The sequence below is a fragment of the Solimonas terrae genome (genome assembly GCF_011067135.1).
GTDB classification, from domain to species: domain Bacteria; phylum Pseudomonadota; class Gammaproteobacteria; order Nevskiales; family Nevskiaceae; genus Solimonas; species Solimonas terrae.
Window position 1 is genome coordinate 141,032 of record NZ_JAAMOW010000007.1, and the last position, 25,997, is coordinate 167,028.

The 25,997-nt window shown below is 61.1% G+C and carries 22 protein-coding genes; all 22 read right to left on the reverse strand.

Annotated elements, in window-relative coordinates:
• Positions 1 to 113: 113 nt before the first annotated feature.
• Positions 114 to 2,141 carry a hypothetical protein gene (locus G7Y85_RS14075; RefSeq protein WP_166258317.1) on the reverse strand — a complete coding sequence of 676 codons (2,028 nt, stop codon included), beginning with the start codon at positions 2,139 to 2,141 and terminating at the stop codon, positions 114 to 116.
• The gene (locus G7Y85_RS14080) at positions 2,138 to 4,546 is read right to left on the reverse strand and encodes a sensor histidine kinase (protein WP_166258320.1); all 2,409 of its coding nucleotides are present in this window, start codon (positions 4,544 to 4,546) and stop codon (positions 2,138 to 2,140) included. The genes G7Y85_RS14075 and G7Y85_RS14080 overlap by 4 nt, the downstream gene beginning before the upstream one ends.
• Before the next feature lie 37 nt (positions 4,547 to 4,583).
• Positions 4,584 to 5,423, reverse strand: a complete 840-nt coding sequence (locus tag G7Y85_RS14085) for a phosphoadenosine phosphosulfate reductase family protein (protein ID WP_166258323.1) — start codon at positions 5,421 to 5,423, stop codon at positions 4,584 to 4,586.
• Positions 5,420 to 8,725, reverse strand: coding sequence for a mitochondrial porin family protein (locus G7Y85_RS14090; RefSeq protein WP_166258326.1), 3,306 nt, complete (start codon positions 8,723 to 8,725; stop codon positions 5,420 to 5,422). Before G7Y85_RS14090 ends, G7Y85_RS14085 begins: the two co-directional genes overlap by 4 nt.
• The gene (locus G7Y85_RS14095; RefSeq protein WP_166258329.1) at positions 8,722 to 9,654 is read right to left on the reverse strand and encodes a DUF4007 family protein; all 933 of its coding nucleotides are present in this window, start codon (positions 9,652 to 9,654) and stop codon (positions 8,722 to 8,724) included. Before G7Y85_RS14095 ends, G7Y85_RS14090 begins: the two co-directional genes overlap by 4 nt.
• Before the next feature lie 39 nt (positions 9,655 to 9,693).
• Entirely contained in the window at positions 9,694 to 10,821 is a 1,128-nt protein-coding gene (locus G7Y85_RS14100) for a cysteine desulfurase family protein (protein WP_166258332.1), read from the reverse strand.
• Positions 10,822 to 10,983: 162 nt separating this feature from the next.
• Positions 10,984 to 11,238 carry a DUF2274 domain-containing protein gene (locus tag G7Y85_RS14105; RefSeq protein ID WP_166258335.1) on the reverse strand — a complete coding sequence of 85 codons (255 nt, stop codon included), beginning with the start codon at positions 11,236 to 11,238 and terminating at the stop codon, positions 10,984 to 10,986.
• Entirely contained in the window at positions 11,235 to 12,500 is a 1,266-nt protein-coding gene (locus tag G7Y85_RS14110) for a TraB/TrbI/VirB10 family type IV secretion system protein (protein ID WP_166258338.1), read from the reverse strand. Before G7Y85_RS14110 ends, G7Y85_RS14105 begins: the two co-directional genes overlap by 4 nt.
• Positions 12,497 to 13,486: a P-type conjugative transfer protein TrbG gene (gene trbG / locus G7Y85_RS14115; protein ID WP_166258341.1), complete on the reverse strand. Its 990-nt coding sequence runs from the start codon at positions 13,484 to 13,486 to the stop codon at positions 12,497 to 12,499. The genes G7Y85_RS14110 and trbG overlap by 4 nt, the downstream gene beginning before the upstream one ends.
• Positions 13,483 to 14,190 (reverse strand): conjugal transfer protein TrbF, encoded by a 708-nt coding sequence (gene trbF, locus G7Y85_RS14120; RefSeq protein ID WP_166258344.1) that lies wholly within the window; start codon positions 14,188 to 14,190, stop codon positions 13,483 to 13,485. The genes trbG and trbF overlap by 4 nt, the downstream gene beginning before the upstream one ends.
• A gap of 11 nt (positions 14,191 to 14,201) precedes the next feature.
• A complete protein-coding gene (gene trbL, locus G7Y85_RS14125) occupies positions 14,202 to 15,518 on the reverse strand; it encodes a P-type conjugative transfer protein TrbL (RefSeq protein WP_166258347.1) in 1,317 nt (438 codons plus the stop codon).
• A 12-nt stretch (positions 15,519 to 15,530) separates the two neighbouring features.
• Entirely contained in the window at positions 15,531 to 16,253 is a 723-nt protein-coding gene (gene trbJ / locus G7Y85_RS14130) for a P-type conjugative transfer protein TrbJ (RefSeq protein ID WP_166258350.1), read from the reverse strand.
• Positions 16,250 to 18,676 carry a conjugal transfer protein TrbE gene (gene trbE, locus G7Y85_RS14135; protein WP_166258353.1) on the reverse strand — a complete coding sequence of 809 codons (2,427 nt, stop codon included), beginning with the start codon at positions 18,674 to 18,676 and terminating at the stop codon, positions 16,250 to 16,252. The genes trbJ and trbE overlap by 4 nt, the downstream gene beginning before the upstream one ends.
• Before the next feature lie 3 nt (positions 18,677 to 18,679).
• Complete coding sequence (locus G7Y85_RS14140; protein WP_166258356.1) at positions 18,680 to 18,946, reverse strand: VirB3 family type IV secretion system protein; 267 nt, start codon at positions 18,944 to 18,946, stop codon at positions 18,680 to 18,682.
• Positions 18,943 to 19,269: a TrbC/VirB2 family type IV secretion system protein gene (locus tag G7Y85_RS14145; protein ID WP_166258359.1), complete on the reverse strand. Its 327-nt coding sequence runs from the start codon at positions 19,267 to 19,269 to the stop codon at positions 18,943 to 18,945. The genes G7Y85_RS14140 and G7Y85_RS14145 overlap by 4 nt, the downstream gene beginning before the upstream one ends.
• Positions 19,266 to 20,237 carry a P-type conjugative transfer ATPase TrbB gene (trbB, locus tag G7Y85_RS14150; RefSeq protein WP_166258873.1) on the reverse strand — a complete coding sequence of 324 codons (972 nt, stop codon included), beginning with the start codon at positions 20,235 to 20,237 and terminating at the stop codon, positions 19,266 to 19,268. Before trbB ends, G7Y85_RS14145 begins: the two co-directional genes overlap by 4 nt.
• 32 nt (positions 20,238 to 20,269) lie before the next feature.
• On the reverse strand, positions 20,270 to 20,731 hold the full coding sequence (locus G7Y85_RS14155; RefSeq protein WP_166258362.1) for a CopG family transcriptional regulator: 462 nt from the start codon (positions 20,729 to 20,731) through the stop codon (positions 20,270 to 20,272).
• Positions 20,728 to 22,710 (reverse strand): conjugal transfer protein TraG, encoded by a 1,983-nt coding sequence (locus tag G7Y85_RS14160; RefSeq protein ID WP_166258365.1) that lies wholly within the window; start codon positions 22,708 to 22,710, stop codon positions 20,728 to 20,730. Before G7Y85_RS14160 ends, G7Y85_RS14155 begins: the two co-directional genes overlap by 4 nt.
• Before the next feature lie 187 nt (positions 22,711 to 22,897).
• Complete coding sequence (locus tag G7Y85_RS14165; RefSeq protein WP_166258368.1) at positions 22,898 to 23,143, reverse strand: EexN family lipoprotein; 246 nt, start codon at positions 23,141 to 23,143, stop codon at positions 22,898 to 22,900.
• An 18-nt stretch (positions 23,144 to 23,161) separates the two neighbouring features.
• Complete coding sequence (locus G7Y85_RS14170; protein ID WP_166258371.1) at positions 23,162 to 24,067, reverse strand: LysR family transcriptional regulator; 906 nt, start codon at positions 24,065 to 24,067, stop codon at positions 23,162 to 23,164.
• A 148-nt stretch (positions 24,068 to 24,215) separates the two neighbouring features.
• Positions 24,216 to 24,464, reverse strand: coding sequence for a response regulator transcription factor (locus G7Y85_RS20670; RefSeq protein WP_166258374.1), 249 nt, complete (start codon positions 24,462 to 24,464; stop codon positions 24,216 to 24,218).
• A 179-nt stretch (positions 24,465 to 24,643) separates the two neighbouring features.
• On the reverse strand, positions 24,644 to 25,807 hold the full coding sequence (locus G7Y85_RS14180; RefSeq protein ID WP_166258377.1) for a VOC family protein: 1,164 nt from the start codon (positions 25,805 to 25,807) through the stop codon (positions 24,644 to 24,646).
• Positions 25,808 to 25,997 lie beyond the last annotated feature (190 nt).

Consider the following 25,997-nt stretch of genomic DNA (forward strand, 5'->3'; position numbering starts at 1 on the left):
CGTTACCAAACAATGACACCGCGAAAAAGCGGCGAGTGAATGCGCTTCGATTCTTTGACAGGCAACCCGCGCTCTAACGGACTCATTAATTATCCGTCATCCGAGTTCTTCAATTAGCTCTCCGGCAGCACATCCATCGCCCCCTCTCCGGCCGCTGAAGCAGTTTCTATCGTACTTTCTTCTGCCAGAGCGCTGACCAGCGCAGCGCCTTGTTCAGAGTCATGGAGGACTAAAACTAATGCGCCATACTGGTTGAGTAAGTTTCCCTTAATGTCTTCCAAACTAGGAGGATTCCGCACGATCATACCCACTGTCTCCGACATAGACTTGCCGTCTTCGACCCACCGTGCCTTGAGTTGTTGAAGATTCGATTTGTTCGCGTCTGGGGCATCGACTCCACGCTGAAGATTTATTGCAAATGACGCCGACGCCTTCAACTTCTTGAGCGTATCGCGTGCTTTCGTATGAAGTGTATTCTCGTCCAGCCTAGAGATAGCTGTTAATAATTCATCTACGACATCATCCGTCAATACTAGGCGTGTCATTGGATTGGAGTCCGAATCCCGCCCAGAAAAGCAAACCCCGCCATCACGCTCAGCCGCCGGCAGCGCGACGGATTGCAGCACACCGTCGGTGCCAACCGTGAAAGCCGCGACGCTAACCGGGAACGTAGCCGGCATCTGTGTAACTAGACCGACCCTCCCCATGTCCGAAAGCAACTTTTGCTGAAGTTCAAGCACATGACTCTCTCGAAGACGTAAAGGGACCGAATAAGAACTATCAGGCGCCAAAAGTTGCGAGATCTCGTCCGGAAGAAGAGTTCGAACGTCCTTAACATCCCACTGAATCCACATGCGCTTCTTAGACGGAAGAACAACGATCGGTGTTTTGACCATTGCCCCCTTGTACGTCCACGTCTTTGGCGTCAAGTCAGCAAGCGAGCCCGCCATTAACATGATTCGCTTAGCGCCATTCCCACGCGCCAAATCGCAAGCAGGAGTCAGCACAATAAGAGCATCTGCTTCAAGCGCACCCGCTGCTGACTGAGGATCGAGAATTGAGCGTCGGAGCAGGACGTCTCCGAAACTCACCGGTGCTCCACTCTCGTTAGCTTCGACCTCGAGCCGTTTTGGATGTTGCCAGATCGAGCGATACACAAGATCCTGCAAATCCGCTGATCCGGCGATGTAAGGAGGAGGATATAGCTCTGTATCGATTCTGTTTAATGCCGCCGCCGCCGCTATCGTCATCGCATCGCCCTCAATCTCATGTTGAAGGACCCGGTCAAACACATCCAGCAAATAGCTGCCTAACGGTTGGCCATCAAAATTGAGCAACACTTGTCGAATTTGGCTATAGTCAGAGAGGTCGAGTCGACGAATTCCGTTGAGAAATCGTTCAGCCGCAGCTTTAAGTCCCGCATCCCACGCGTGCACGAACCCTGCAACAATTTTTGCATCAATGTGATGCAACGCCAGCCGTTCCAAAGTGCGTTCCAGCGTCGCACCTTCAAGAAGGGCCAGCTTGCTATAGACACGAAACATGGCCCCGAGCAGCTTTGCGCTGTCTCGAAAATGCACCTTCTTGTCCTCCAACAAATTGCTTCGTGACATCAGAATCACAAGCGGAGGATTGGCCTCTCTGCCTCTCATCAGGGCATTCAATCGCTCAAGCGAGCGTTCCATGTCGGGATCAGATTGCGCAGCGCCGAGGAACAAATCGGCGAATATGATGCTTGGCTGGCTCCCATTCTCCGGGACCGTCCTCCCAGCTGTCAGCACCTCCACACCAAGGGCCTTAAGCGCGTCCTCCAGTCGAGTGAGAAATCCGCGATCGGAGGTGGCCCCCTGCTCATAGGCGTCAAAGAGCAGCTTCCAAAGCTCCTCTCTCAGCTTACCTTTCAAACCGTACGCGGCTGCCACGAACTCATCCGAGCGACGAAGGGCCGTGGCATCAAGCTCGTCAAATTTCGGGAACGCCTCTCGCAGCAGCGCGGCGTCATCACCGATATCGGCAATAAAATTCGCCCAAGCGTCGTCATCCGCGACTAGATCTTCAGCGCGCGGTGCCGCGTCATAGGCATCATCAACAATCAGCGCCGACGTCAAGTTACGCTGTGCAAGGAGTTCCTTTACGCTCATTTCACTGCCAACCCTTCTGGAAGCTCGAGAACGAATTCATGCAAGCGCTCCGTCTGCTCGTCGGCAGAATCCGATAGGGTTAGCCGTCCTCCTAAATACGTCGCATTTTCTCGCGCAATAAATAATCCCAATCCGCGACGTTTGCTTTTTTCCTTCAATGACCAGAATGGTCTAAAAATCTTCTCGCGGTGCTCAGGCGAGATACCTCGTCCATTGTCGCGAAAGTAAATCGTCGGAGGATTCATCTCGATTCGAATCGTTATGGTAGGGACATAACGTGATTCACGACCGGCCCTCAATTGCGTCCAATAGATCGAATTCGAGAGCAAGTTCTCCAGAATTTGCACAACCATTCCTTTAACCGCTCTCAGCCGCAGCGGATCGCTTGGCTTGTCAACCGTCAGCATGATGTTGTGCCTGCGAAACTGCGGCGCGTGTCCCTCTTTTAGATCATCAACGAGCTCCCCGAGATCAAATATCTCCGAACGCTGACGGCCCGAGACACTGAGCTGATCCAGCACTCGCAGCCGCTTAGAGACGCTTTTCATCTCCGCCCGCAAGGTTTCTAGCCTTGAACGAACTTCCGCCGGCATTTCCTTTCCACGCAACGCTTCCAGAGCTTCCAATGCACTTTCAGATGCCCTCGCCAACTCGTGGGCGACTACTTCAACCATTAGCCCAACACCTGCCATCTGCACCATTTGTCGACTGTCTGCTTCTACCTCCTCTATTCGCTGCTGAGCCTTTGTCGATAAATCATGGAATTCCGTGAATGCATGTTGCAGGTCCTCTACGACTTCAACTTCATCCTTAGGGACCAGCTTACGGACTCGGGAGAGGGCAGACTTCGCACGCGTCTCTAGTCGATTGATCTCGGCTTTTACGTCCCCGAGGTCCAATGGCAACTTGCGATGCCGTTGATCAACGTCGCGAAAGAAATCCCACAGCATGTCACGAACCACATGCTGGAGAACCGCAATAAATACTTGCTGCTCCGGGGTTGACCGAAGTCCTTCCCGGTTCGTCTGATCGACAAGTCCAGGATTTCGTCCGCGAGATATCTGTACGTGGCCGACAAACTGCGCCTTGTTCAAGACGTATCCCGGTCGTCCTAAAGCCTTGCGATCAAGTCCGAGCCAATCGTCTTCATCATCGCCATATGGGAAGACCCGAAAGCCATCTCGGAACAGGAGTATTCCAGACCATTTCTTCTGCAGCTCTCGCACTGCGCGCTGGTTACCAATGGTATCGATTCCTACAAGGTATCGACGGTTGTACCAGTACGCTTCGAATTCAAAAGAGCCGACTGTAAACAATGCCGATAGTGGCACTTCTTGTGAGGTTCCCGAAAGTAGTCCTTCCAGATCGGGCAATGTCAGTGTGACTGTATCAACCTCGTGAGGATGCTTGAACCCAAGGTTGAAGGCCTCCATCCGCACTTGAAGTGTCGGTTCCTTCCCCTCACTGACGTATTTCCCCTTGAATACGGCATGCGCGTGTTCAGTGAGTGTTCGATCCATCCAAGGAATCGCAACACGCGAACCGTTCCAATACAACGCAATTCTAGGCTTCGATTTCGGATCCACAAACGGGTCTGTTAGGCGCGCGAAGTCGTAATCAGCAGCAGCTCGCACTCTTCTTTCCGTCCAGTCCTCGGCCAAGTCTCCGACGGTTAGCCGCGTCCCACTCCATTGCGCCGCCTCCTTGCGCGCCCCCCTCTTGGGCTCTACAGGTACGTCCTCGACCATAGCGTTGAGATCATCAAAGAGCCGCCAATCAATTTCGAGAATATTTAGATATGCATCTTCGCTACGAGCTGTTTCTAAGCGCAACCAGTCCCCAAGTCTCATCACAGAAAGTCGGCCAATACCCTTCTCTCCTAAGTAAGGTGCTTTCTTTCCTCCTGCAGCAATGACACGGTCCACTTCAAGCTTGCGCGAGGGTGTTCCAATTGTGAGGTAATTATTAGTCAGCTCCGACATCGACATTCCGGAGCCTGTATCGCTTATTTCAATGACATTTAACGATCGATACGCTTCATCGAGCTTATCGATGAAACTCGGCACATCCTCCGCAGAGGAAATCAACTTCTGAAACGCAGCCACCGTATCAATGCCCGCACTGATATCGAGATGCGACGACAAAGCACCTTTAAGCTCCGCTAAAAGTTCATTTTCGAGGCGGCGTTTCGTAGCTTTTTGAGCTTCATCGGCGATTCCTGTCAGCGCACGAGTTCGGACACGCAAATACTCATTCCGCCTCAGGACGATATTAAATCGAATGTCAGCTCCCGACTTGGAATTCGCGTCGAAGGCATTCTTGATTAACTCGTAAAAAGCGATAATGTCAGAACTAATGAGCTCAGCACCGAGTTCTAGCACCGTGCGGGCGGTAACTTTAAACACTGAATGACCACCTCCCTAGTGATAGAACCATTGCCCTTCACTTGTGACAAATGATGCAGGCCGATTCCGCGCTGTCACTGTAGCTTTCTTCGTCGTCTTGTACAGTCAAAGCGGAAAGTGGGTTCTTCACTCTTCGCGCGAGAAACCTGAGCCGTCTTTTCTCATACTCGGCTTCTATACTTGCTACACGGTCCGGCTGTGCGAGTTCGTCTAGGCTCTCGCCTTGGCTCCAAGTAAAGGGCGAGCCGTGCTCCTTGGCGTTCTTTTCATATGCCTTTGCCTCCTCAAACGCCGCAGGATGCTGCCGAGACAATCGCACCCATTCGATCTTCTGTTGGAAGAAACAAAACGTGCATCCCGACCGTGAACGCCAAGAATAGTAGGCCGGCTCCCCAACATCAGCATCCCTCAAGATATCTACAACGCCTGCACGATCGATACCCGCTTCCTTCAAAGGCAGGTGAACGTGCATATTGGGGTGCGTAGACTGATAACCCTCTCGTGCAGGTTCGTCTGCACGAATGGCGACGTAGGAGTTGACGACTGTCCCGTTCTCTAGATCATCCCGTAACCAGCGTTCAAGAGGCCGGAGCTTCAACTGTCGAGTACACCAACGTGTCTTCGGTGACGGCAGAAAATGACCATACTCGGCAAGCCAGAAATCGAAGTCCCTATCCGGATTGAGCCGCACAATTCGGCAGCCGAGAAATCCTTCGAGGCGATCGAGAAAGTCATAGACTTCTGGCAGCTCCTTCCCGGTATCGGTAAAGAAATACTCGATGGGGAGTTGCGGCTGGGTCTGGCGCATGAAAACCGCGAGCGCCGCACTGTCGCGTCCACCCGACAATCCCAGAATGTGCCGTTCGCGCGCGCTCATGCGGGCTCCAGCTCAGCATCGGCCGCGAGGCTAGCGACCGCTCGTGCCAGTGCCGCAAGCCGAATTGTTCTGTTTCCGCCTTTCGATTCGAGCAGATCGAGAACGCGTTCTGCGAGACCCTCAGCCTGTTTCTTCTCGCGGTCTGTAAGCTCGAAACTGGTCACCACAGCCGGCGTATTAGGATCAAGACCAACCACCAAAGCGAGTGCTTCAGTCGTTGATCGACGAGCACGAACAACAGCGAGTGCCTCGGCCTCACGAAAGCGCCGACCGAATCTTGCCAATTCGAGCAATGCCTGCTCGCGATCACGATCAGACCAATTGGACGGGGACTTGTGAACGAACATGCTTACAAGCCCTTCGATATCGCCTTCGCCGCGCTCGAACTGAGCTGCCCGCATAGCGAAGGCATCGAAGCGCAAATCGTTCGTCAGCCCCTTCACGACTTCGGCTCGATCCGCGATTCCGGTAAACGTCACAGCATCGACCCCTAGGACACGGCTCAAGTTGTAAGTGAGCTCGGACAGCAGGGCATCGTACGCACGCTCCGCTTCGCTTAGGGCCGAAACGACTGCGGTTGAAGGATCACCTTCAAACTTCACCTTCGGCAGCTCCTGAAAGAGCAGCGCTTCCGGATCAGTCGACTTCAATACGACAGCTCTAACAGCACATGCCGTTTCGGATAAATTGCGTGTTCGCTGAGAGTAGATTGGCAGCGTCTGGAATCGCTGAAACAAGGTTTGTGCAACGACGAGAGAAGTGGGTTCGTGCGCAATGCCAAGCCCCGCACCAAGCCCGGCAAGCAACCCAACCTCCCGTACGCTTCGATCGATTTTTCGTAGACGAATCGATTTCGGATTCTGTAGCAGCTTGTCGAAGAAAATGTCCGTAATTTGTGACTGAAATACGCCATCAACGTATATTGCGAGCCGCTCTCGCCGAGAGAGAATGCTCGCTAGCGAGAGAATAGGCATAACCCCAGCCTTCAGTCCGAATGGCGCTTTAGACCACGTCGCATACACTTCGTCTAATGTGCACTCCGAACTTTCTTCAAAAACGTTCCAGGCTTGCTGTAGGCTATTACCGTCTTCCGAATTATCGGGCGCCATGAACCGGTAGACGCCGGGCTCAGCCTCCCTGTGTAGACCGAATCGCTGTATGAGCGTGAGATACAGGCCCATCTCGGCAGGATATCCAGTTAGCCCAAGATTTTCTTTCGACTCGCCAGATAACATCGCATGGCCTAGCTCACGGATCGCTGCCATCGCACTAGATGATGGTCGATCACGTTGGACGAGCTCACTTTTGAGATGCGGAGCCATCGGAAATGCAGCATCGGCCAAAGCCGTTGCTACTACGGATAGCGTCTCTTGAAGACTTTCTCCGGTCGGGCCGAGCGACCACACTGCTTCGTCGAGAGATTCACGCAGGTCGTGCTGGATGGCGTCTAAGTAACTCGATCGCCGAGCAGCAATTTCTCGTCGCGCAATCCGATCTCCCTGAAGTTGCGGGTGCTCTTTGACCACCCGCTCCAATGCCAAGATTTCGGCCGCAGTATCGCGCAAACGATTTTCTGCTGGGACCGCGGCAACAGCGGCAATTACGCCCTTTGAACGCATCGCCTTTGCAATTGCTCGGGCTCTACGTTGGGCATCCTGGTGACTCAACGAAGTATCAGCCAAGAGCAACAACATCGAGCCACTGCCGCAAATCGATCGCGAATGGAGACGCGACACTAACGCCTCATCCAAATCATTCACGCCGAAGGGTTGAAGGACGATATCGAAGGCACGCAATGCCCCCGTGCGGAAGTAATGTCTCTTTGCTGTAGCGAATGGCAAGCCTACACGTCGAGGCAGCGTTGCAAGGTCGTCTGCAGACGGCGCTGTACGAGACTTGTCCAAAGCTTGATCGAGATCAAAGTCGCTTCCGGCAAAAATTGCAAAGCCGCCGAGCCGGGGCTGGCGCAATAAGATCGCCCACTCGACCAAGTCATCAATCACCCGCCGGACCTTATCGGGTGATTCATACGGAAGCGAAGCTGCCAAAAACTCAGCCGCAACCGCAACGCCTGAACCATTACGGAAGAACTCGATAACCGCGGCACATTTCGCAACAGCGACATGCAGCGAGCCGCCCTTTGCCGAAGCTCGATCTATCGCCTCGAAAGCGAGACTGAACCGCGCGCTGTCCTGTCCGGACGCCAATGCCATTCCAAAATTCGTCGCAAGATAATCCCATAGGCGGTCCGGACCGTATGTCGTAACCGACTTTGCTGGTTCACTCTTCAAAAATTCGACGAATCCATGTGGCTCCGCCGAACTTAAAAACCCGAAGACACTCCGCTCGTTCTGCGCGAAGCGTTGCCGCGATACAGGCCCAAGCAGTAAGGCCGTCACTGGGTTTAGCGGCCACGTATCCGCCAATGCATTGGCGAGCACTCCGACATCTGTGGGTCTACGAGCGGCGACAGCTTTCGCTACGGCCGCAGCAAGAGCCGCGGCTTGCCTTGGCCGATAGTCGACCTGTATCGCTCGGCCGAGTAAAGCGACTGTTTCGTCAGCACCCGCGAGGAAGGAAATGTCCTGAAACCTACCTTGAACTTTCGCCCACTCCTGCCGCGCCTCACGCGACAAACGGCCGGCATACTGATCAAAGGCTTGGTGCAGAATGCCTATGACAACGAGGCGCCCGCCGCTCCGCGAACTGAATTCAGCTAGATCTTGAAGGACGTGGATATCGCCCTGATTCGCAACCGCTTGCTCGAGGAATTTTCCAAGCTCATCGATGATGAGCAAAACGCCCGCGTGCGAATTGGCAGATTCCACAAGCGCACCGGCGAGCCCCGCGTTGTTTCGGCGCGCACGAACGAGCGTCCTTTTGTCCCAAGACAAGGTCTCCTTCGAAGCTTCGACAATCGCCTCGCTCATATCCGAACGGCTTCCCGTCACTGCCACGACCGTCCAGCGCTGCTTACCGCGATCCGGAAACGCTTGACCAAACAATGTCGAGAGTTCCTGTCCTGCCAGCTCCCGCGCGATTGTGCGGCCGCTACTCTTACCGCCAACCAAGTTCCCTACCAGCAGTGCTGCACTCGATTTTCCCCCACCGTAGGGTCCAGTCCAGGTATAAGCGCCTTGCTTTGTTTCGCACTGCGCCATAGCCATTGCGCTTAAGGCCTTGTGGGTGCTGGCCTGAAGTACATATCCGACCAAAGGGGGGGTCCCTTTGAGATCGGCGTCGAGACGCGCCGAGCGCGCAAAGCGGCGCTCAATGGTGACATGGTCGGCGAGCGTACTCATGCTACACGTCTGCGATTACGTTGCGGCCGTGGCGGATAGGCGTTCAAAAGCAATTGCATTAAATCGAGCTGACCTCGACGCTGTACCTGTCGCAGACCAGCTGTATCAGTCCAGGCCCATACTCCGCCAGTTAATTCCTCGAGTCGCATTAGGTGGTTCACCACGCTATCTTCGTCCAACTTGAAGACGCGGCCCGGGGAACCCACGGCGTAGCAGATCTGCTCGGCAGAGAGTGTGGCTAATGCAGGGTAGTTCCGCTGCCAAAATTGGCCGAGTGCATACGCGAATACCGCGTTGGGCAAGGTAGGCTTGGGGCCGCGAACGAATTCGAACCAAGCACCCGGCCGCATGTCACGAACCAAGCCAAGCTCTGCAAGCAAGGGCTCGGCAGCATCTTCGACATCTATGTCATCCCTACGCACATAGCTACGAAGGAACACGTCGATGTCGCGTCGCAAAGTGACCGGAGCCGCCCGCCATCCGCGGGCGTTAACGACGGCACTTAATTCATTGTTGATTGACGCGACATCGAATTCCGTACCGGAAATTCCGTTAAAAGCAAAAAAAATCGTCGTGGTCAACGATGGTTCGGACGCGAAATTCCAATGGACGAGCCAAAGTGTCGCTGTACGCTCGATGAAAGGATCAGTACCGCTGTCGCCGAAGATGGCGTCGCCGAGCTCTGTCGGCATTAATGCAGAATTGGAGTCGTGTATTATCCCCGCCGCGGTCGCCCAATAGCGCATCGAAACCGCCATGTTGCGCCCCACACCGAAGCGCACGATTGCCTCAGGTTCATGGAATGTTCCAATCGGAACTCCGCCTCGGACGGCATCGTAGGATTTTTTTAACCACAGCAGACGCAGCGGAAAGGTCTCGTGCCCTGCAAATTGACCGCGCCCTTCCCATAGTTCGAATGTATCCCTCATGAAGGGAGCTTACTGGTGGCCTCCACCAGTGGCAAGGGATCAGGCAGCACAAGCTGCAGCGAATAGCCCGGCCGCCGCCTCCGCATCTTCGGTTGAATTGTACCGGCCGAACAAGATCCGCACGCTCGACTTCATTTCTGTTGAGCTAAGCCCCATCGCGCGTAATACATGCGATGGCTGTATTTGACCGGAGTTACATGCCGATCCCGTAGATATGTGTAGATCTCGGCCGAGCTTATCGACAAGCTGTTCGCCATCGATTCCCTCGACCATCAAGGAGGTGCTACCCGGCAGGCGCTCGGCGCCCCCCCCGGTTAAGCTGAAAGAAACATGCCGCGCTTTGAGGCCACGGAGGAACCGCTCGCTAAGGCCATGCACGTGTATAGCATCCGCTGCCAAGCGTCGAGCGGCGAGCTCAGCGGCAACTCCAAACCCGACACAGAGCGGTGCCGGCAGCGTTCCAGCACGCAAGCCACCTTCTTGCCCACCGCCGAAAACCAAGGCATTCGGCCTTGGGGCGGCCGCCGAGACATAGAGTGCGCCGACACCCAACGGCCCATAGAGCTTGTGCGCCGATAAGCTCAAATAGTCCACATCGAGCTCAAACACATCGAGGGGAAGTTTCCCTACCGCTTGAGCCGCATCGCAATGAATAAGAGCGCCTGTCTTTCGTGCAATCGCTGCAACCTCAGCCACCGGCTGAAGGACGCCGGTTTCATTGTTGGCTGCCATGATCGAGACTAATAGCGTTCGATCATCGATGAGCGTACGCAACACATCGAGATCAATCCTGCCCTGACGATCCACGGGAGCTTCAACAACGTCGAAACCTTTTGAACGGAGGGATCTGGCGGGCTCCAGCACAGCTTTGTGTTCGATTGCCGATACGACGATACGTGGGCGGTCCGCCGAACCCATACGCCCTGCCACGCCAAGTATTGCTATGTTGTTGGCTTCGGTGGCCCCAGACGTAAAAACAACTTCGGACGCATCAGCTCCGATGAGCTTAGCCACGGCGGCGCGCCCAGCATCAACCGAGACAGATGCGTGCAAGCCAGCAGAGTGCGGTGAACCAGCGTTACCGACGCGATGCCACGCGGCCATCATCGCGTCCCGGGCCTCCGGTGCGATTGGTGTCGTGGCGTGTCCGTCTAAGTAAATTGGCATTGCTCGTAGCGTCTCATCATTGAAACAACATGCGGCTGTGCCAAGCTATCTTCGCCGCCGTTCGGCGTTCGCGCGAGGACCGCATATTGCCCACATACAGGAAAATTAACTTATATTGTTGTTTATATAACAATTTTCAGAAAACTAGTGAAACATTTGCAATCATTGGGACGGCGTCTCTCTGTATCCCCTCGAACGCTGCGAGCCGGTGTGCTTGAAGCCCCTGTCCCGAGCCATAAATGCCTCCAGCATATCCGGGATCAACGTCACCGCATCCACCGCTTCGCCGTAGGTCTGCGCATACAGCGCCGCATAGCGATCCAGCTCGGCCTTCAGCGCCACCGTCAGTCCAATGGTCAGCTTTACCGTCTCGGCCTTCGGCAATGGCCCGAGCCGCAGCTTGCCCGTCGTGCTCATGGCGATTCTCCTCGTTGAAAGAACAGCGGCTGGTACGGTCGCAGCGCGAGATCGCGATGGACGATCACGCGTACCGGCAAGCCAGGCCGCTCTGTCAGCGTCGGCTGGATGTTGAGATTGCGGCGCGTCATCTCCTGGCCGACCTGGTTGACCGAATCCTGCGCGCTATCGCGGCCAGCGACGATCACGCGGTTGCCGTCGTTGCGGTTCTCCGGTGCGGCCAGTTCGGCGCCGACGCCAAGCAGCGTCGTCAGCGCCGCGCCGGCGAACACGCGATCCCCGTGCCAATCGACGCCGTCTTCGAGGCCGGCATGGCCCGCCGGATCGGTGCCAACCAGGTTGTCGAGCTCGAACGACGAGGTATCGGGCAGGACAATGCGATTCCAAACGACCTGCACGCGGCTCTGCCCGTAGCTCACCTGACTGTTGTAGCGGCCAAGCAATCGGGATCCCTGCGGGATCAGCACGAAGCGGCCGGTCGCCGTGTCGTAGACCGGCTCCGTCACGCTCGCCACCACGTCGCCCGGCAAATCCGACTGGATGCCTGTTATCAGGGCCGCGGCGATCACCGTGCCGGCCATCACCTGATACGGCGAGGCGGGCAACTGCAAACCGCCTAAGCTGCGGGTGCCGCCGCTGCTGGCCTTGGCCAGAAACGCCTCTTTCTGTTCCTGCCGATTCTGCACCGTCGTCGGATCAGCCGTCTGAGTGTCTGGCCCCACCGCAGTCGAACCAAGCGATAGGTTCGCCGACGGCATGAGAACTGATTCTTCAGCTTTAGCCGCGGCACCAACAGCAGCACCAGCAGCACCAGCAGCACGCGAAGCCTGATTCGCCGCACGGAAGAACAACGCCCCATGTCGCGCCGCTTCGGCTTCGTCCGGCCCGGCCGATCCGCCGTATCTGCCGACGCCCGCCGAGCGTGCATGCACGACGGCCGGGCCCAGATCGCCCGGCAGCGGCTCACCCAGAGCGGGAGGCGCGACCGGCTTTGGCGGCAGCTGCGCGTAGTTCGCGGGCAGCTCGTCGAGATTCTCGGCGCGCGAGACGCGGTCGACGTTGTAGAGCTCGGACGCCGCGGGCGCGTCAGCCGATCGCGCGCGCGGCCGCAGTGACCACAGCGTTGCGCCGAGCACCAGCGCGGCGAGACTGCCGGCGAGCACCGCCAGCATGCGCCGGCTCAGTCGCATTACCGGTCGCGGTGATGCGCGCAACGACAGGCTCTCGGGATCGGCCTTCGGCGGCGCGGCCTCCGTGCTCATGACCCACCGTTCTTCACGACGCCGTCGGTGCGCTCGATGCGCACGACCTCCGCCTTGTCGCCGCCCAAGCGCAGCTCCGCTGCCCCGAACAAACGGTCGACGACGTAATACGGCGCCCGGTAGCGGTAATTCACGAGCTGACCGTCACCCTGCGCGCCGATCACGAACAACGGCGGCAGCTCGCCCTGCGCGATGCCGGCCGGAAACTGGATGTAAACCTTCTCGCCGTCGTCGAACGCGCGCAGCGGCTTCCACGACGGCGCGTCGCCGCTGATCGCATAGCGGAAGCGAATGCGCTCAAGCGACAAGCCGGTATCGATCGGTGCCGCCGCGTCGGCCTGCCGCGCCTGCTTCTGCAGAGCGAGCATGCGGTCCTTCGGATAGTCCCAGGACACCGATGCCATCCAGGTGTTCTCGGTGCCCGAAAGCTCAAGAAAATAGCTGCGGCGGTTGGTGACGATGACAAGATTGGTGCGAATGCCCGCGCGGGTCGGCCGCACCATCACGTTGACGCGTCGCTCGGCGCCGCTGCCGCTTGCCGTGTCGGCGACGATCCAGCGCACCGTGTCGCCGGCGGCAACGTTGACGAGCTCTTCGCCGGGCTGAAGCACGATCGTCGTGACGCGGCCCGGGCTGGTGAAGACCTGATACAGCGCACCGTCCGAATACGGCCAGACTTGCACGGCGTTGACGTAGCCGTCCTTCGCCGGCGGCACGCGCGCCTGCGCGTTCGCCTGCGCGATGCGTGCCGTCACGTCGTCTCCAGTCGCCGGCGCCGGCGGCGGCGCCTCGTCGGGCAAGGGCTTGAGCTGATCGGGCAGCGGCAGCGGCTTGGGCACCTCGACGATCTCCACCGGCTTCGGCGGCTCCGGCACCGGCTGCGCTTGCACCGGCTCGTCCAGCGTGATCGCCGGCGGCGGCCGACCCTGCGTCGCGCAGCCCGTCAGCAAAACCGACAAGGCACAAATACGGAAAAACGCTTTCATGGCTTTCTGGCTCCTTCACTGGCATCGAGCTCACGACTCCACGACAGGCCGTTGACGTAGATCCCGAGCGGATTGCGGCGCAGCTTCTGTTCGGTGCGCGGCGGCTGGACGACGATCGACAACATCGCCGTCCAGCGCTCCACGCTCGACGTTTCGCCGTTGACGTAGTGCTGCTCGGTCCAACGCAGCTGGAACGAAGAGTCGCTGGCACGCACCACGCTCGTGACCTGCACCGTTACCGACTCCTGGCCGACGTGCGCAAACGGATCGTGCGTGCGCGCGTAGTCGTTGAGCGTCGCGGCGCCACGGTCGGTGGTGTAGTCGTAGGCATCGAGCCAGTTCTGGCGCACCACGACCGGATCGATCGACAGCGAGCGCACCAGCGTAATGAAGCGCGCCAGCTGATAGCCGATCTGCGCGTCGGCCGGCCGGTACGGCGTAGCCGCCTCGCCGACCGCACGGACCTCGCCCGCGCTGTCGACCTCGACGACGTACGGCGTCACCAGCGACTGCCCCGAGCGCCAGACCAGACCACCCGCCATCAACAGCGCCAGCAGCAGACAGCCGAACGCCATCAGCCGCCAGTTCGCGGCCTGTGCGCGCGCGCTGCCGAGCCGCTGGTCCCAGGCTTGGCCGGCCGCTTGATAGGGCGTCACCGGTTCCGGCGTCTCGGAATACCGCAGCTGTGCACGCTTGAATCGCATGACGCTTCTCCTCAGTCGTGCGACGGATCGCGCAGGCTCGGGCCGGTGCCGCCGCCACCGTGGTCGGCCGAGCGCAGGACGTGCGCCGAAACCGACGCGCTGTGCGCGAGCCGCTGCCGCTGCTGCAGGCGCTGCGCCCAGGCCGGCGCTGCCGCAGGCGCCGTGTCGGCCGTCGAACCAGATGAAGCAGCGGCATGGAATGTCTCGCCGATGCGCCTGGCACCGGCGGCAATGTGCTCGCCGGCGGCAGAGGCGCCGGTGCGCGCGACGTTCGCGAGACCAGCACCGGCCGCGCGCAGGCCACCGGCGCCCGAGGTGCTCGCGCCGATCTGATAGGCCTCGCGCGCGCCGCGCGCCATCGATACCGTCGACTGTGCGACGCTGCCCGCGCCACCGGCCATGGCGCGCGCTGCACCGGGCGCCATGCGCGCACCGGCCGCGACCGCGCCGCCGCCGGTCGCCACCACCGCGCCGCCGGCGACCGCCAGGCCCGCCGCGCCAAGCGCCGTGCCGGCCGCAGCGCCGGCGCCGAGCTGCGGTGCGCCGGACACCAGGCCGGTCGCGATGCCCGGTCCGAAGATCCCGAGACCAAGCAGCGACAGCGACGCCAGCATCACCGCCAGCGCGTAGTCGAGCGACGGCTCGTCGGGCGCGATGCGGAACTCGCCGAACAGCCCCGAGCCGATGCCGACGATGACCGCCAGCACGAGCACCTTGATGCCCGACGAGACGACGTTGCCGAGCACCTTCTCGGCCAGAAACGCGGTCTTGTTCCAGAGCGCGAACGGCACGAGCACGAAACCCGCCAGCGTCGTCAGCTTGAACTCGATCAGCGTCACGAACAGCTGCACCGCGAGCACGAAGAAGCTGACGATGACGACGAGCCAGGCGATGAACAGCACGACGATCGGATCGAGGTTCGCGAACACTTCGGGGAAGCCCGTCATTTCGCCGATCTGCCGCAGGATCGGCGCGCCGGCGTCGACGCCGACCTTGGCGAGCCTCCCCGGTTGCAGGAACTGCGCTTGCGTCAGCGCCGAGCCGGACGCCAGCAGGCCGAGTCCGGCGAACGAGCGGAACACGATGCCGGCCAGCGCGTTGAAGTTGCCGATGAGATAGGCGAAGGCGCCGACGTACAGCGTCTTCTTGATAAGCCGCGCAATTACGTCCTCGCCGCCCATCGCCCAGAACAGGCCCGCCAGCGTCATGTCGATCGCCACCAGTGTCGCCGTCAGAAACGCGACCTCGCCGTGCAGCAGACCGAAGCCCGAGTCGATATAGCGCGAGAAGACGTCGAGGAAGCGGTCGATGACCGACAGGTCGTCCATGACGCAGGCCCTTTAGTAGAACGCGATCGCTTGCGGCGTGTAGGGCGTGCCGTCACCCAGGAAACGCCGGCGCACCTCCAGCGCGCGTGCCTGCGCCGCGGCCTGCCGCGCGAGCTCGGCGGCGGCGGCGCGATCCTGCGTGATGCGCAGCTGCTGCGCGTCGATCGTCTGCTTGGCTTGCAGCGCGAGCAGCTGGTTGGTCGCCTGCGTGGCCTGCAGCTGACCGACCGCCGATTGGCTGCGGTTGACGAGATCAGCGAGCGTCGCCTCGTCGGCCGGCAGGTTCTGCACGACCTGCGCCTGCAGGCGCATCGACGTGTGCAGCGCGTCGAGCGCGTTCTGCCAGCGCGCGTGGGCATCGTCGGCCATCTGCCGGGTGCTGGTGCCGGCGCCGTAGGCATCGGGGTACAGCCGCGCATAGTCCGTGTCGAGCTGCGAGACGTTGAATGCCAGGCCCTGCGCCTCGGCCAGCAGGCGATCGGTCGTCGCCAGCGTCGCGCGCAGCTGGCTCAGGGCATTGAAATCGAGCGACGTCAGCTGCCGGCCGTCGTTGACGAGCATCTGCGCTTCGTTCTGCAGCTGCAGCACCTGGTTGTTGATCTGCTCCATCGTGCGCGCGGCGATCAACACGTTCTGCGCCAGATTGCCGGCGTCGATCACCGCCCACTGGGCCTGCGCCGCCGACGACAGGACGGCCAACACGATCGCAACGCTCACAGATGCAGCCTTCTTCATGGCATTTTCTCCTCGGCATGCGGAAATGCGGACAGCAGTTCGGCCGCCCAGCCCAAGCCGCGACGGCGCAGCCAGGCCGGTGCGAATTCAGAAGAAGCGGTGGACGCGCAGAGTGCGTCGATGTCGCGCTGATCGACCGGGCCTGCCGCACCGGCGAAGGCCAGCGCGATCGGTCCGAGGCCGAGATCGAACACGCGATTCCCCAAGCGCGACTGGTAGTAGTAGTCTCGTTTGGGCTGCAGCTGCGTGACGATCTCGATCTGCCTCGCATTGAGGCCGAAGCCCTCGTAGACCATCCGCAGCTGCGGCTCCAGCGCCTGCGGGTTGGCGAGAAAGATACGGCTCGCGCAGCTCTCGATGATCGCCGGCGCGATCGCCGAGTCCTTGATGTCGGCCAGCGACTGCGTCGCGAAGATGACGCTCACGTTCTTCTTGCGCAGTGTCTTCAGCCACTGGCGGATGCGCGCCGCGAACACCGGGTCGTCGAGGAACAGCCAGGACTCGTCAAGGACCAGCAGCGTCGGCGCGCCGTCGAAGCGCTTCTCCAGCTGCGCGAACAGATAACCGAGCACGGCGAGCACCGCCGCGCGGCTCGCCATCAGCTCTTCCATCTCGAAGCCCTGCACCGCCGCCGTGCCCAGCCGGTCGGTCTCCGCATCGAGCAGACGGCCGTGCGCACCGCCGAGCACGTACGGCTGCAAGGCCTGGCGCAGCACATTCGATTGCAGCAGCACCGACAGGCCGGTCAGCGTGCGCTGCTCGGCCGGCGCGCTGGCCAGACTCAACAGCGCCGACCACACGGCGTCCTTTCCCGCCGGGCCAACCGCAACGCCCTCCTGGATCAATCGGCCTTCGACCCATTCGGCGGCCCAGGCGCGATCGGACTCGCGATCTATGCGCGCCAGCGGCTGAAAGGCGATCGTGCCGTCGGCGCCGAGATCGTAGTGCTCGCCGCCCAAGCCGAGGACCGTCGCACGCAGCGAGCGGCCCATGTCGAACGCGAAGATGCGGGCGCCCGCATAGCGCCGGAACTGCAGCATCAAGGTCGCCAGCAGCACCGACTTGCCCATGCCGGTCGGCCCGACGACCAGCGTGTGCCCGACGTCGCCGACGTGCGTGACCAGCCGGAACGGCGTCGCGCCGGCGGTGCGCGTGACGACCAGCGGCGGGCCGTCGAGATGCGCGTTGCGCTCCGGCCCGGCCCAGACCGCCGACAGCGGCATCAGATGCGCGAGATTCAGGGTCGAAACCAGCGGCTGGCGCACGTTGGCATAGGCATGTCCGGGCAGCGACGACAGCCAGGCATCCACGGCATTGAGCGTTTCCGGGATCGTCACGAAGCCGCGGCCCTGGATCACGCGCTCAACGCGGCGCAGCTTGTCGTCGGCCGCCTCCGCATCGGCGTCGAGCACCGTCACCGTCGCGGTGACGTAGCCGTACGCAACCTGATCGCTGCCAAGCTCCTGCAGCGCCGCATCTGCGTCGACCGACTTGTTGGCGGCATCGGTGTCGACCAGCGGACTCTCCTGCTGGAACACCGTCTCGCGCAGCAGAGCGAGGACGTTCTTGCGCTTGGCAAACCAGTGCCGACGCAGGCGCGTCAGCTCTTTCTCAGCCTCGGACTTGTCGAGGCAAAGAAAGCGCGTCGACCAGCGATAGGCAAAGCCAAGTCGGTTCAGCTCGTCGAGCAGGCCCGGCCACGTCGAGGTCGGAAACCCGCGCACCGAGGCCACGCGCAGGTGCCGATCACCGAGCAGCGGCGCCAAACCGCCGGTCAGCGGCACGTCGGCGAGCAGCGTGTCGAGATACATCGGCACCTCCGGCACCGTGACTGGATGGCGGCGCGTCGACACGCAGCCATGCAGATAGGCCAGTGTCTCGTCGTCGTCGAGCCAGGCGAGTTCCGGCATCACGCCTTCGAGCAGCCCGTAGCAGCGCTCGCTCTCGGCGACGAACGCCTCCAGCCGCTCGCGCCAGTCCGCCGCGCCGGGCCGGTGATTCTCGTAGAGCAACCGGGCCGCTCTCGCCGCGGCTTCCTCCGGCGGCAGGTACAGCAGCGTCAGGTGATAGGCACTCTCGAAGTGCCGGCCGGCTTCCTCGAACAGCGCGCGCCGCTCCTCGTCGACCAGCCACGACAGCGGATCAGGAAACACCGATGCCGGATAGCCGACCGCTTCGCGGCGCTCGGCTTCGATGAACAGCGCCCAGCCCGAACCCAAGCGGCGCAGCGCATTGTTGAGCCGCGCCGACACCGCGACCAGTTCGCTGTCCGTCGCGCTGTCCAGATCCGGACCGCGGAAACGCGCGGTGCGCTGGAACGAGCCGTCCTTGTTGAGCACGACGCCCGGCGCAACCAGACCGGCCCACGGCAGCCAGTCGGCAAGTTGCGCCGGGCGGCGGCGGTATTCGGCGAGTTTCAGCACGGCTCAAACGTCCAGCAGCGCGCGCTGCTTCAGATGCCGCGCAAACACCGGCAGGAACTGCGCATCGACGCGCGCGCCCCAGACCGCCAGCGAGTGACCGACGAGCCAGAGCACAAGGCCCGGCACCCAGAGCTGCAGGCCCAGGCCGACGGCGGCGGCCAGCGTGCCGTTGGCGATCGCCACCGTGCGCGGCGCACCTCCCAGCAAGATCGGCTCGGTCAGCGAGCGGTGCAGCGGCACTTCGAAACCCGGCGTGTCGTTGTCACTCATACCAGCGCTCCACCCGAGAACGAGAAGAACGACAGAAAGAACGAGGACGCCGCAAACGCGATCGACAAGCCGAACACGATCTGGACCAGCTTGCGAAAGCCGCCCGACGTATCGCCGAACGCCAGGGCCAAGCCCGTGGTGATGATGATGATGACGGCGATGATGCGCGCCACCGGCCCCTGGATCGACTCGAGAATCGCCTCCAGCGGTCCTTCCCACGGCATGCTGGTACCGGCCGCCTGTGCGACCGGTGCTGCGAGCAGCAGCAGCAAAGCCCCGCTCAAGCGCCGAAGCGGATTTACTGAAATGCGGGCATGCGTCATGACGGTTCTCCGGCAAGCGTCGAAACAGCTGAGGAGGAAAGGATCAGCTCGGTGCTGAGCCGGTAACCGCGCTCGTCGTAACCCATGACGCGCGCGATCTCGCGCACGCGGCGCGCACGGCCGCGACCGGCGATGAAGACGATGACGTTGACGGCCTCGGCGATCAGTGCACGCGGCGGCGTCACCGCGACTTCGAGGATCAGTTGCTCCAGACGCAGCAGCGCGCCCTCCGCCGAGCCGGCATGGATCGTGGCGATGCCGCCGGGATGGCCGGTGCCCCAAGCCTTCAGCAGGTCGAGCGCTTCGCTGCCGCGCACTTCACCGACGACGATGCGATCCGGACGCAAGCGCAAGGTCGAGCGCACCAGCTCGGCCATCGTCACGACGCCGGCACGCGTGCGCAGCGGCACGTGGTCGCGCGCCGCACACTGCAACTCCACGGTGTCTTCGAGGATCAGCACGCGATCACCCGTCGCCGCGATCTCGTCGAGCAGCGCGTTGGCGAGCGTGGTCTTGCCGGTGCTGGTGCCGCCGGCAATCAACAGGTTCTGGCGTTCGCGCACAACAGTCCGCAGAAACGCCGCCTGCCAGTCGCTGAGAATGCCGTCGGCGACATAGCCGTCGAGCTTGATGACGCCCACCGCACGCTTGCGCAGTGCGAACGCCGGGCCCGGCGCCACCGGCGGCAGCGCGCCTTCGAAGCGCTCGCCGGTTTCCGGCAGCTCGGCCGTCAACAGCGGCTTGCCGGCATGCACTTCGGCGCGCACATGCGCCGCGACCAGGCGGATGATGCGCTCGCCGTCGGCCGCGGACAGCGAGATGCCGAGCGGCTCGCGGCCACTGCCGAGCCGGTCCACCCACAGCGAGCCGTCCGGGTTCAGCATGACCTCGACGATGTCGGGATCGTCGAGCGCCGCGGCGATCGCCGGTCCCATCGCTGTGCGCAGCATGCGAATGCGCCGGTCCATGGCCACCGATGCGGATTCGCGCAGCACCGCGCTCACGACGCCTCCTCCGGCGCCTTGCGCTTCTCCGCGCCGAACAGCTCGCGCTGATCAGGACTCACTTCCTCGGCCACGTCGCGCACGAGACTGTGTCCGCGCATCAGATGGCGGCCGAGCTGCTCGACGAACTGCCGGAAGCGCGCGCGGCCCTGTGCGCGTGCCGCGTCCTGATGCGCTTCCGGCACCGGCACGCTGACGGTCAGGAAGTAGCGGACGTACAGCGCCACCGTCTCGATCAGGATGTTCTGATCACGCTCCAGCCGATCAAACTGATGCGAGAGCCGATCGAGCCGCCGCGCCATCATCGCTTCGCGCGGATCGCCGCCTTGCGGCGCCAGCCAAGTCGACAGCGCCAGCGCCACGATCGACGATTTCGATACGCCCTTGCGCACGGCCAGCTCATCGAGCCGCTTGGCGTGCTCGGGCTCGATGAACAGGTTGAGGCGCGCGCGACTCATAGCGCGATGCCGTCGTCGGGATCGAGCGCCGCGAGCCGCGCATTGCGCTGCAGGCGCGGCTCGCGCTGTGCCGGCAGCGGCAACGGCAGATCGTCGTCGTCGAGCAAGGCCAGATCGTCGACGACAGGCTCCGGTAGCGGCAGCGACACTTCCGCCAGTTCAGGCTGCTGCCGCAGGCCGCCGTCGTCGAGATCCGAAAAATTGGACTGCTCCGAGACCTCGGGCGCCGGCGGAACCGCCAGAGCGCTCCAGTCGTCGGCCCGCAGCGGCGGCCGATCGGCGTAGCGGCCTGCCGCCAGCCGCGGCGGCGACGCCACGCGCCGCCGGAAGTTCGCATCGCGGTAGTAGCGGATCTTCTTCGCCCGCACCGGCGGATGGCCCGACACCATCACGACTTCGTCGTCTGGCGGCAGCTGCATCACCTCGCCCGGCGTCAGCAGCGGCCGCGCCGTTTCCTGGCGCGACACCATCAGATGCCCGAGCCACGGCGCGAGCCGGTGGCCCGCGTAGTTGCGCTGCGCGCGCAGCTCGGTCGCCGTGCCGAGCGCGTCGGAGATGCGCTTGGCCGTGCGCTCGTCGTTGCTGGAGAAGGCGACGCGCACATGGCAGTTGTCGAGAATCGAGTGATTGAGCCCGTAGGCTTTGTCGATCTGATTCAGCGACTGCGCGATCAGGAACGCGCGCAAGCCATAGCCCGCCATGAACGCCAACGCCGACTCGAAGAAGTCGAGCCGACCCAGCGCCGGGAACTCGTCGAGCATCAGCAGCAGCTTGTGGCGCCGCGCGATGCCATCGGAGCCATCGAGCGATTCGGTGAGGCGCCGGCCGATCTGGTTGAGGATCAGGCGGATCAGCGGCTTCGTGCGACTGATGTCGGACGGCGGCACGACGAGATACAGCGAGACCGGATGCTCCGCATCGAGCAGATCGGCGATGCGCCAGTCGCAGTGCGCCGTGACCTCGGCCACGGTCGGATCACGGTAGAGCCCGAGAAAGCTCATCGCCGTCGACAGCACGCCCGAGCGCTCGTTGTCGGACTTGTTGAGCACCTCGCGCGCCGCGGACGCCACGACCGGATGTGGCGCCTCGCCGAGGTGCGGCGTCGTCATCATCCGCCGCAGCGTCCGCTCGAACGGCTGCGCCGGATCGGAGAGAAAGTTGGCGACGCCGCGCAGGGTCTTGTCGGCGCCGGCATAGAGCACGTGCAGGATTACGCCGACCAGCAAGGCGTGGCTGGTCTTCTCCCAGTGGTTGCGGCGCTCCAATGCGCCTTCGGGGTCGACCAGGATATCGGCGATGTTCTGCACGTCGCGCACTTCGTGTGCGCCGCGCCGCACTTCGAGCAGCGGGTTGTACGCCGCCGAGCGCGCGTCGGTTGGATTGAACAACAGGCAATGCGAGAACTGCGAGCGCCAGCCGGCCGTGAGCTGCCAGTTCTCGCCCTTGATGTCGTGGATCACCGCCGAACCCGTCCACGACAACAACGTCGGCACGACCAGACCGACGCCCTTGCCCGAGCGCGTCGGCGCAAACGCCATCACATGCTCGGGACCGTCATGGCGCAGGTACGCGCCGTCTTGGCGCCCGAGAAGAACACCAGCTGCGAGCGTCAGCCCCGCTGCGCGAATGTCGGCCGGCCCGGCCCAACGCGCCGAGCCGTAGGTCGTGACGAGCTGCGACTGCCGCGCCCGCCATACCGACATGCCGATTGCAACGAAGGCTGCCACGAAGCCGCCGCCGGCCGCGACCGCGCCACTGCGCACGAACACGCGCGGCGCATAGGCATCGAACCAATACCACCACTCGAACAGCTGCCACGGACGATAGACCGGCACGCCAAGCCAGTCGAACCACGGTGCACCCAGGCGCCACTGATAGCCGAGCTGCGCGGCCGTCCACTGGGTCGCGCCCCAGGTCGCCGCGATGACGATGCCGAACACCGCCAGCACCTGCCCAAGCAACACGCTGCCACCTTGCATCCCTGCCTCCGCTTCGAGCCCGTGCGGCACGCATACCAGCGCACCGCCGCCACGAGACTCGGCGCCGGATCAGCGAGGGTCAAAGATCGATTTCAGGAGACAACTGACGCAAAGCAAAAAAATACCGGCTACAGAAAAGCAGCGAACATTCACGCAATGCGTGGCACATTCCGGCGTATCTGAACATTCAATGCTGTGATGTCGACGACGGCGTGTACTTGCCCGTGCCGTCACCCACAAAGCGCCGGCGGTTCGCCACGGCGGCAGCAACGCAGACGGCGTCGCCCATCTTGGCGTGATCTTCCTTGCAGAGACGCTGCACTTCCTTGAGCCGTTGCGGATCAGCCACGAGAGAATCCACGGTGTCTGCGGGTGTCGAAACCCCACAGGCGGCAAGCATGACAAGAGGGAGGAGTATCGAAACGTGCTTCATCACTTCACCTTCGCTTGATCAAATCGGCGCCGCATGTGACGACGTCTCCGGCGGACTCACGCGCTGGATGAAGCGCTGCAGTTGCTCCGAAGGCTCGTTGTCGGGCCGCAACAAATAGGTGGTCAGCATCAGCGAACGCCCGGCGAGCTGCCGCGACACAATATCCGGATGCCGGAGCACTGCGGCCCGTGCTGTCGTAATGAATCCCAGCCCGTAGCCGGCCGCAACCAGCGTCAGCATGAGATCGACCGACGCGACACGTTCGGCAATGACGGGCACGGCATCGACCGTCCGCAGCGCCGGCTCGATCTGTTGCCAGCAGCCCTCGCACAGTTCGGGGTCGCAGATGATTAGCGGGTAACGCAACGCCTCGTCGAGAGGAATGCGCTTGTGGCCCAGCAGGGGATGCCGCGCGGGGACTGCAAGTACCAGCGGATCGCGCCAGACGGGTTGGGTTACGATGCCGTCCCCAACATCGGTGGACTTGCCGAATCCGGCATCGTACAGCTCACTACGTAAACCCTTGATCTGATCGGCGCGCGGGACCTGGAACAATCTGATTTCAACGTCCGGCTCTTCCTCTCGGCATTGCGTCAGAAGAGTCGCCAATCGAGGTTGCGCAATGCCTTCCGATAGCGCGATCCGCAACGTGCCGCGATAGCCTGACGCAGCAGCCTTTGCACTTGCCTTGGCCTGCTCTACCGCGACGAGAACGCGCCTGGCGCTGTCGAGAAATACCTCTCCCGGCCAGGTTAATCGCGTGCTGCGAGTCGAGCGCTCCAGCAACTGCACGCCGAGGTCATATTCCAGATCCTTGATCGCCCGCGACAGGGGCGACTGCTCGATGTGCAAACGCTCCGCTGCGCGAGCGAAGTGCAGTTCCTCTGCGACGGCAACGAAATATCGTAGATGACGAAGGTTCATACCGGCCCTCTTCAATGTAACTGGCACTCCCCCTTCTGCATGCCCTTATGCTTCGAATGCATGCGACCAACATGCTCGTCCATGGCGCCCCAACGCCGACGACACTGCCGTCTCTCCGCTCTTTAGATCGAAAGATCTCCCAACTTCCTTATACGATGTCTCCCAACCAGCCATCCAATACAGCATGACGAACAAGGGCTACCGCGCCTTTAACGTGTAGCTTCTCGTATACGGCCACCTTGTACTGATTGACGGTATGGGGGGACAACCCTAATTGCGCGCCGATTTCCCTCGTAGTTCTTCCGAGAATCAGAAGATAGATAACCTGCATCTCACGAGGGCTGACATGCTTAAAAATTTCCGGATATGAAGAATGCTGATCTCGCTCTTCATTCATATCTTGCTGGCCAAGACATAGACACCCTGTACTCCGGCAATGACTTTATGGGTCCATCAACATGGTCTTCGCCGAGAATCGGTCTATCTCAGACCATCGGTTCAGCACATAAGACGGTTCGTTAGTTAAAAGCAGTGCATGTCGCACGACAGACCACTAGCAAGCACTTTTACTTCGCATTATTTGGCCCATGGCCTTGGGCGGGACGACATCGCCTTCTTTATAAGGCCAATTCTCTGCGTCGAAAGCTTTCCGCTTCGCACTGCCTTCACGACACGCAGCAGCTGACGCGGTGTCATTTTCGGCTTCATGTCCGGAACGTCTGCGCCCCATGCCCAGAGTCCACCGATCTCCAGCGGGTGATAGCTTGTCGGCGCTTGGTTATCGAACACGTCACCATCGGCGTAGTGCTCTAGCTCATCGCCTTCCGGATCCAGCCAATAGTCAAATATCTGGCTCCCGAGGATGTGCCGGCCAATACCCCAAAAGTGCGTCCAGCCCTTCGCGAACAGGTATTGCTGTCCCTGCCCGATGCTGTCGATATCGAGCGTTTCATAGGCGCTATGCATGTAGTGCGCGGACACGTTCTGCACAAGAACCAACGAGTGATGGTCGGTCAGTTCGTTTCCACGATCAAGGCGATTGAAGCTGAGTGCTGGCGTGCCGTCCTCCAGGCACTGCACATCGGTCGGAATCAGACCAATGTGGCGCATGTACCATTTTAGAGAGGCGGAGAAGTCGGACACCGATAGCACGCAGTGCCCAAGCCGTTCGAGCGTGGCAGGCTGTATCGGCCGGCGTACGGTCGCATTTATTCTGCTCTTCTTGAACGGAGTATTCAGGACATCTGGCTCTGTGCGAGATTCGAGCCGCTCGACACGCGTTCTGCCATGCACGATATCCACTATGAATCCGTCTGGATCACGAAGCCGAAGACGATTGCCACCACCCGGACCGTCAACGCTCTCGATTTCTTTCCCGAGTTTTCTTCCCAATAGCTCAAGCTCTACTTGGCTTTTCACACCAAAACCGATCCCAAAATATCCCCGCCTTATCGCGTCGCCCCCTTTCTTTTGATCTCGATCGAAATTGAATGCGGCGTAGAAGTACGGTGACGTGCCTGCCCCGCGCATATACAGCGCGTCATCCGTTCTCTTTGCGATCATCATTCCGAAATCGACCAGAAAATCTGCCTGACGGGTGAGGTCCTTTTTATTGAAAAGGATGTACTCCAGGGAGTCCGCACGGATGATCGGCTCAACACGCTCGATTCGCACCGAGCCTGCCATCTGATATGCCTTGCTTTGCGGATCGCACCCAGGGTAACGAACGTCGGAAGTCATGATTAACTCACTCCAATGCAGAGGCGCGCCGAGAGGTGTACGGGATTGCGGCGCCAAGTTGTGCGTGCATATCTCGCACCGCACTTCAGTGGCCGGAAGATGCGGGACCCTTACGCATTTAGTTCGCTTTCGCCCGTGGGGCTGACCTAGTCGCACATCACGCTGAACAATGATGATATAATGCGCACTT

Coding starts and splice junctions, on each gene's coding strand:
- G7Y85_RS14075 (WP_166258317.1), bottom strand. CDS start 2,141: ATGAGCGTAAAGGAACTCCTTGCACAGCGTAACTTGACGTCGGCGCTG.
- G7Y85_RS14085 (WP_166258323.1), bottom strand. CDS start 5,423: ATGAGCGCGCGCGAACGGCACATTCTGGGATTGTCGGGTGGACGCGAC.
- G7Y85_RS14090 (WP_166258326.1), bottom strand. CDS start 8,725: ATGAGTACGCTCGCCGACCATGTCACCATTGAGCGCCGCTTTGCGCGC.
- G7Y85_RS14095 (WP_166258329.1), bottom strand. CDS start 9,654: ATGAGGGATACATTCGAACTATGGGAAGGGCGCGGTCAATTTGCAGGG.
- G7Y85_RS14100 (WP_166258332.1), bottom strand. CDS start 10,821: ATGCCAATTTACTTAGACGGACACGCCACGACACCAATCGCACCGGAG.
- G7Y85_RS14105 (WP_166258335.1), bottom strand. CDS start 11,238: ATGAGCACGACGGGCAAGCTGCGGCTCGGGCCATTGCCGAAGGCCGAG.
- G7Y85_RS14110 (WP_166258338.1), bottom strand. CDS start 12,500: ATGAGCACGGAGGCCGCGCCGCCGAAGGCCGATCCCGAGAGCCTGTCG.
- trbG (WP_166258341.1), bottom strand. CDS start 13,486: ATGAAAGCGTTTTTCCGTATTTGTGCCTTGTCGGTTTTGCTGACGGGC.
- trbF (WP_166258344.1), bottom strand. CDS start 14,190: ATGCGATTCAAGCGTGCACAGCTGCGGTATTCCGAGACGCCGGAACCG.
- trbL (WP_166258347.1), bottom strand. CDS start 15,518: ATGGACGACCTGTCGGTCATCGACCGCTTCCTCGACGTCTTCTCGCGC.
- trbJ (WP_166258350.1), bottom strand. CDS start 16,253: ATGAAGAAGGCTGCATCTGTGAGCGTTGCGATCGTGTTGGCCGTCCTG.
- G7Y85_RS14140 (WP_166258356.1), bottom strand. CDS start 18,946: ATGAGTGACAACGACACGCCGGGTTTCGAAGTGCCGCTGCACCGCTCG.
- G7Y85_RS14145 (WP_166258359.1), bottom strand. CDS start 19,269: ATGACGCATGCCCGCATTTCAGTAAATCCGCTTCGGCGCTTGAGCGGG.
- trbB (WP_166258873.1), bottom strand. CDS start 20,237: ATGGACCGGCGCATTCGCATGCTGCGCACAGCGATGGGACCGGCGATC.
- G7Y85_RS14155 (WP_166258362.1), bottom strand. CDS start 20,731: ATGAGTCGCGCGCGCCTCAACCTGTTCATCGAGCCCGAGCACGCCAAG.
- G7Y85_RS14160 (WP_166258365.1), bottom strand. CDS start 22,710: ATGCAAGGTGGCAGCGTGTTGCTTGGGCAGGTGCTGGCGGTGTTCGGC.
- G7Y85_RS14165 (WP_166258368.1), bottom strand. CDS start 23,143: ATGAAGCACGTTTCGATACTCCTCCCTCTTGTCATGCTTGCCGCCTGT.
- G7Y85_RS14170 (WP_166258371.1), bottom strand. CDS start 24,067: ATGAACCTTCGTCATCTACGATATTTCGTTGCCGTCGCAGAGGAACTG.
- G7Y85_RS20670 (WP_166258374.1), bottom strand. CDS start 24,464: ATGAATGAAGAGCGAGATCAGCATTCTTCATATCCGGAAATTTTTAAG.
- G7Y85_RS14180 (WP_166258377.1), bottom strand. CDS start 25,807: ATGACTTCCGACGTTCGTTACCCTGGGTGCGATCCGCAAAGCAAGGCA.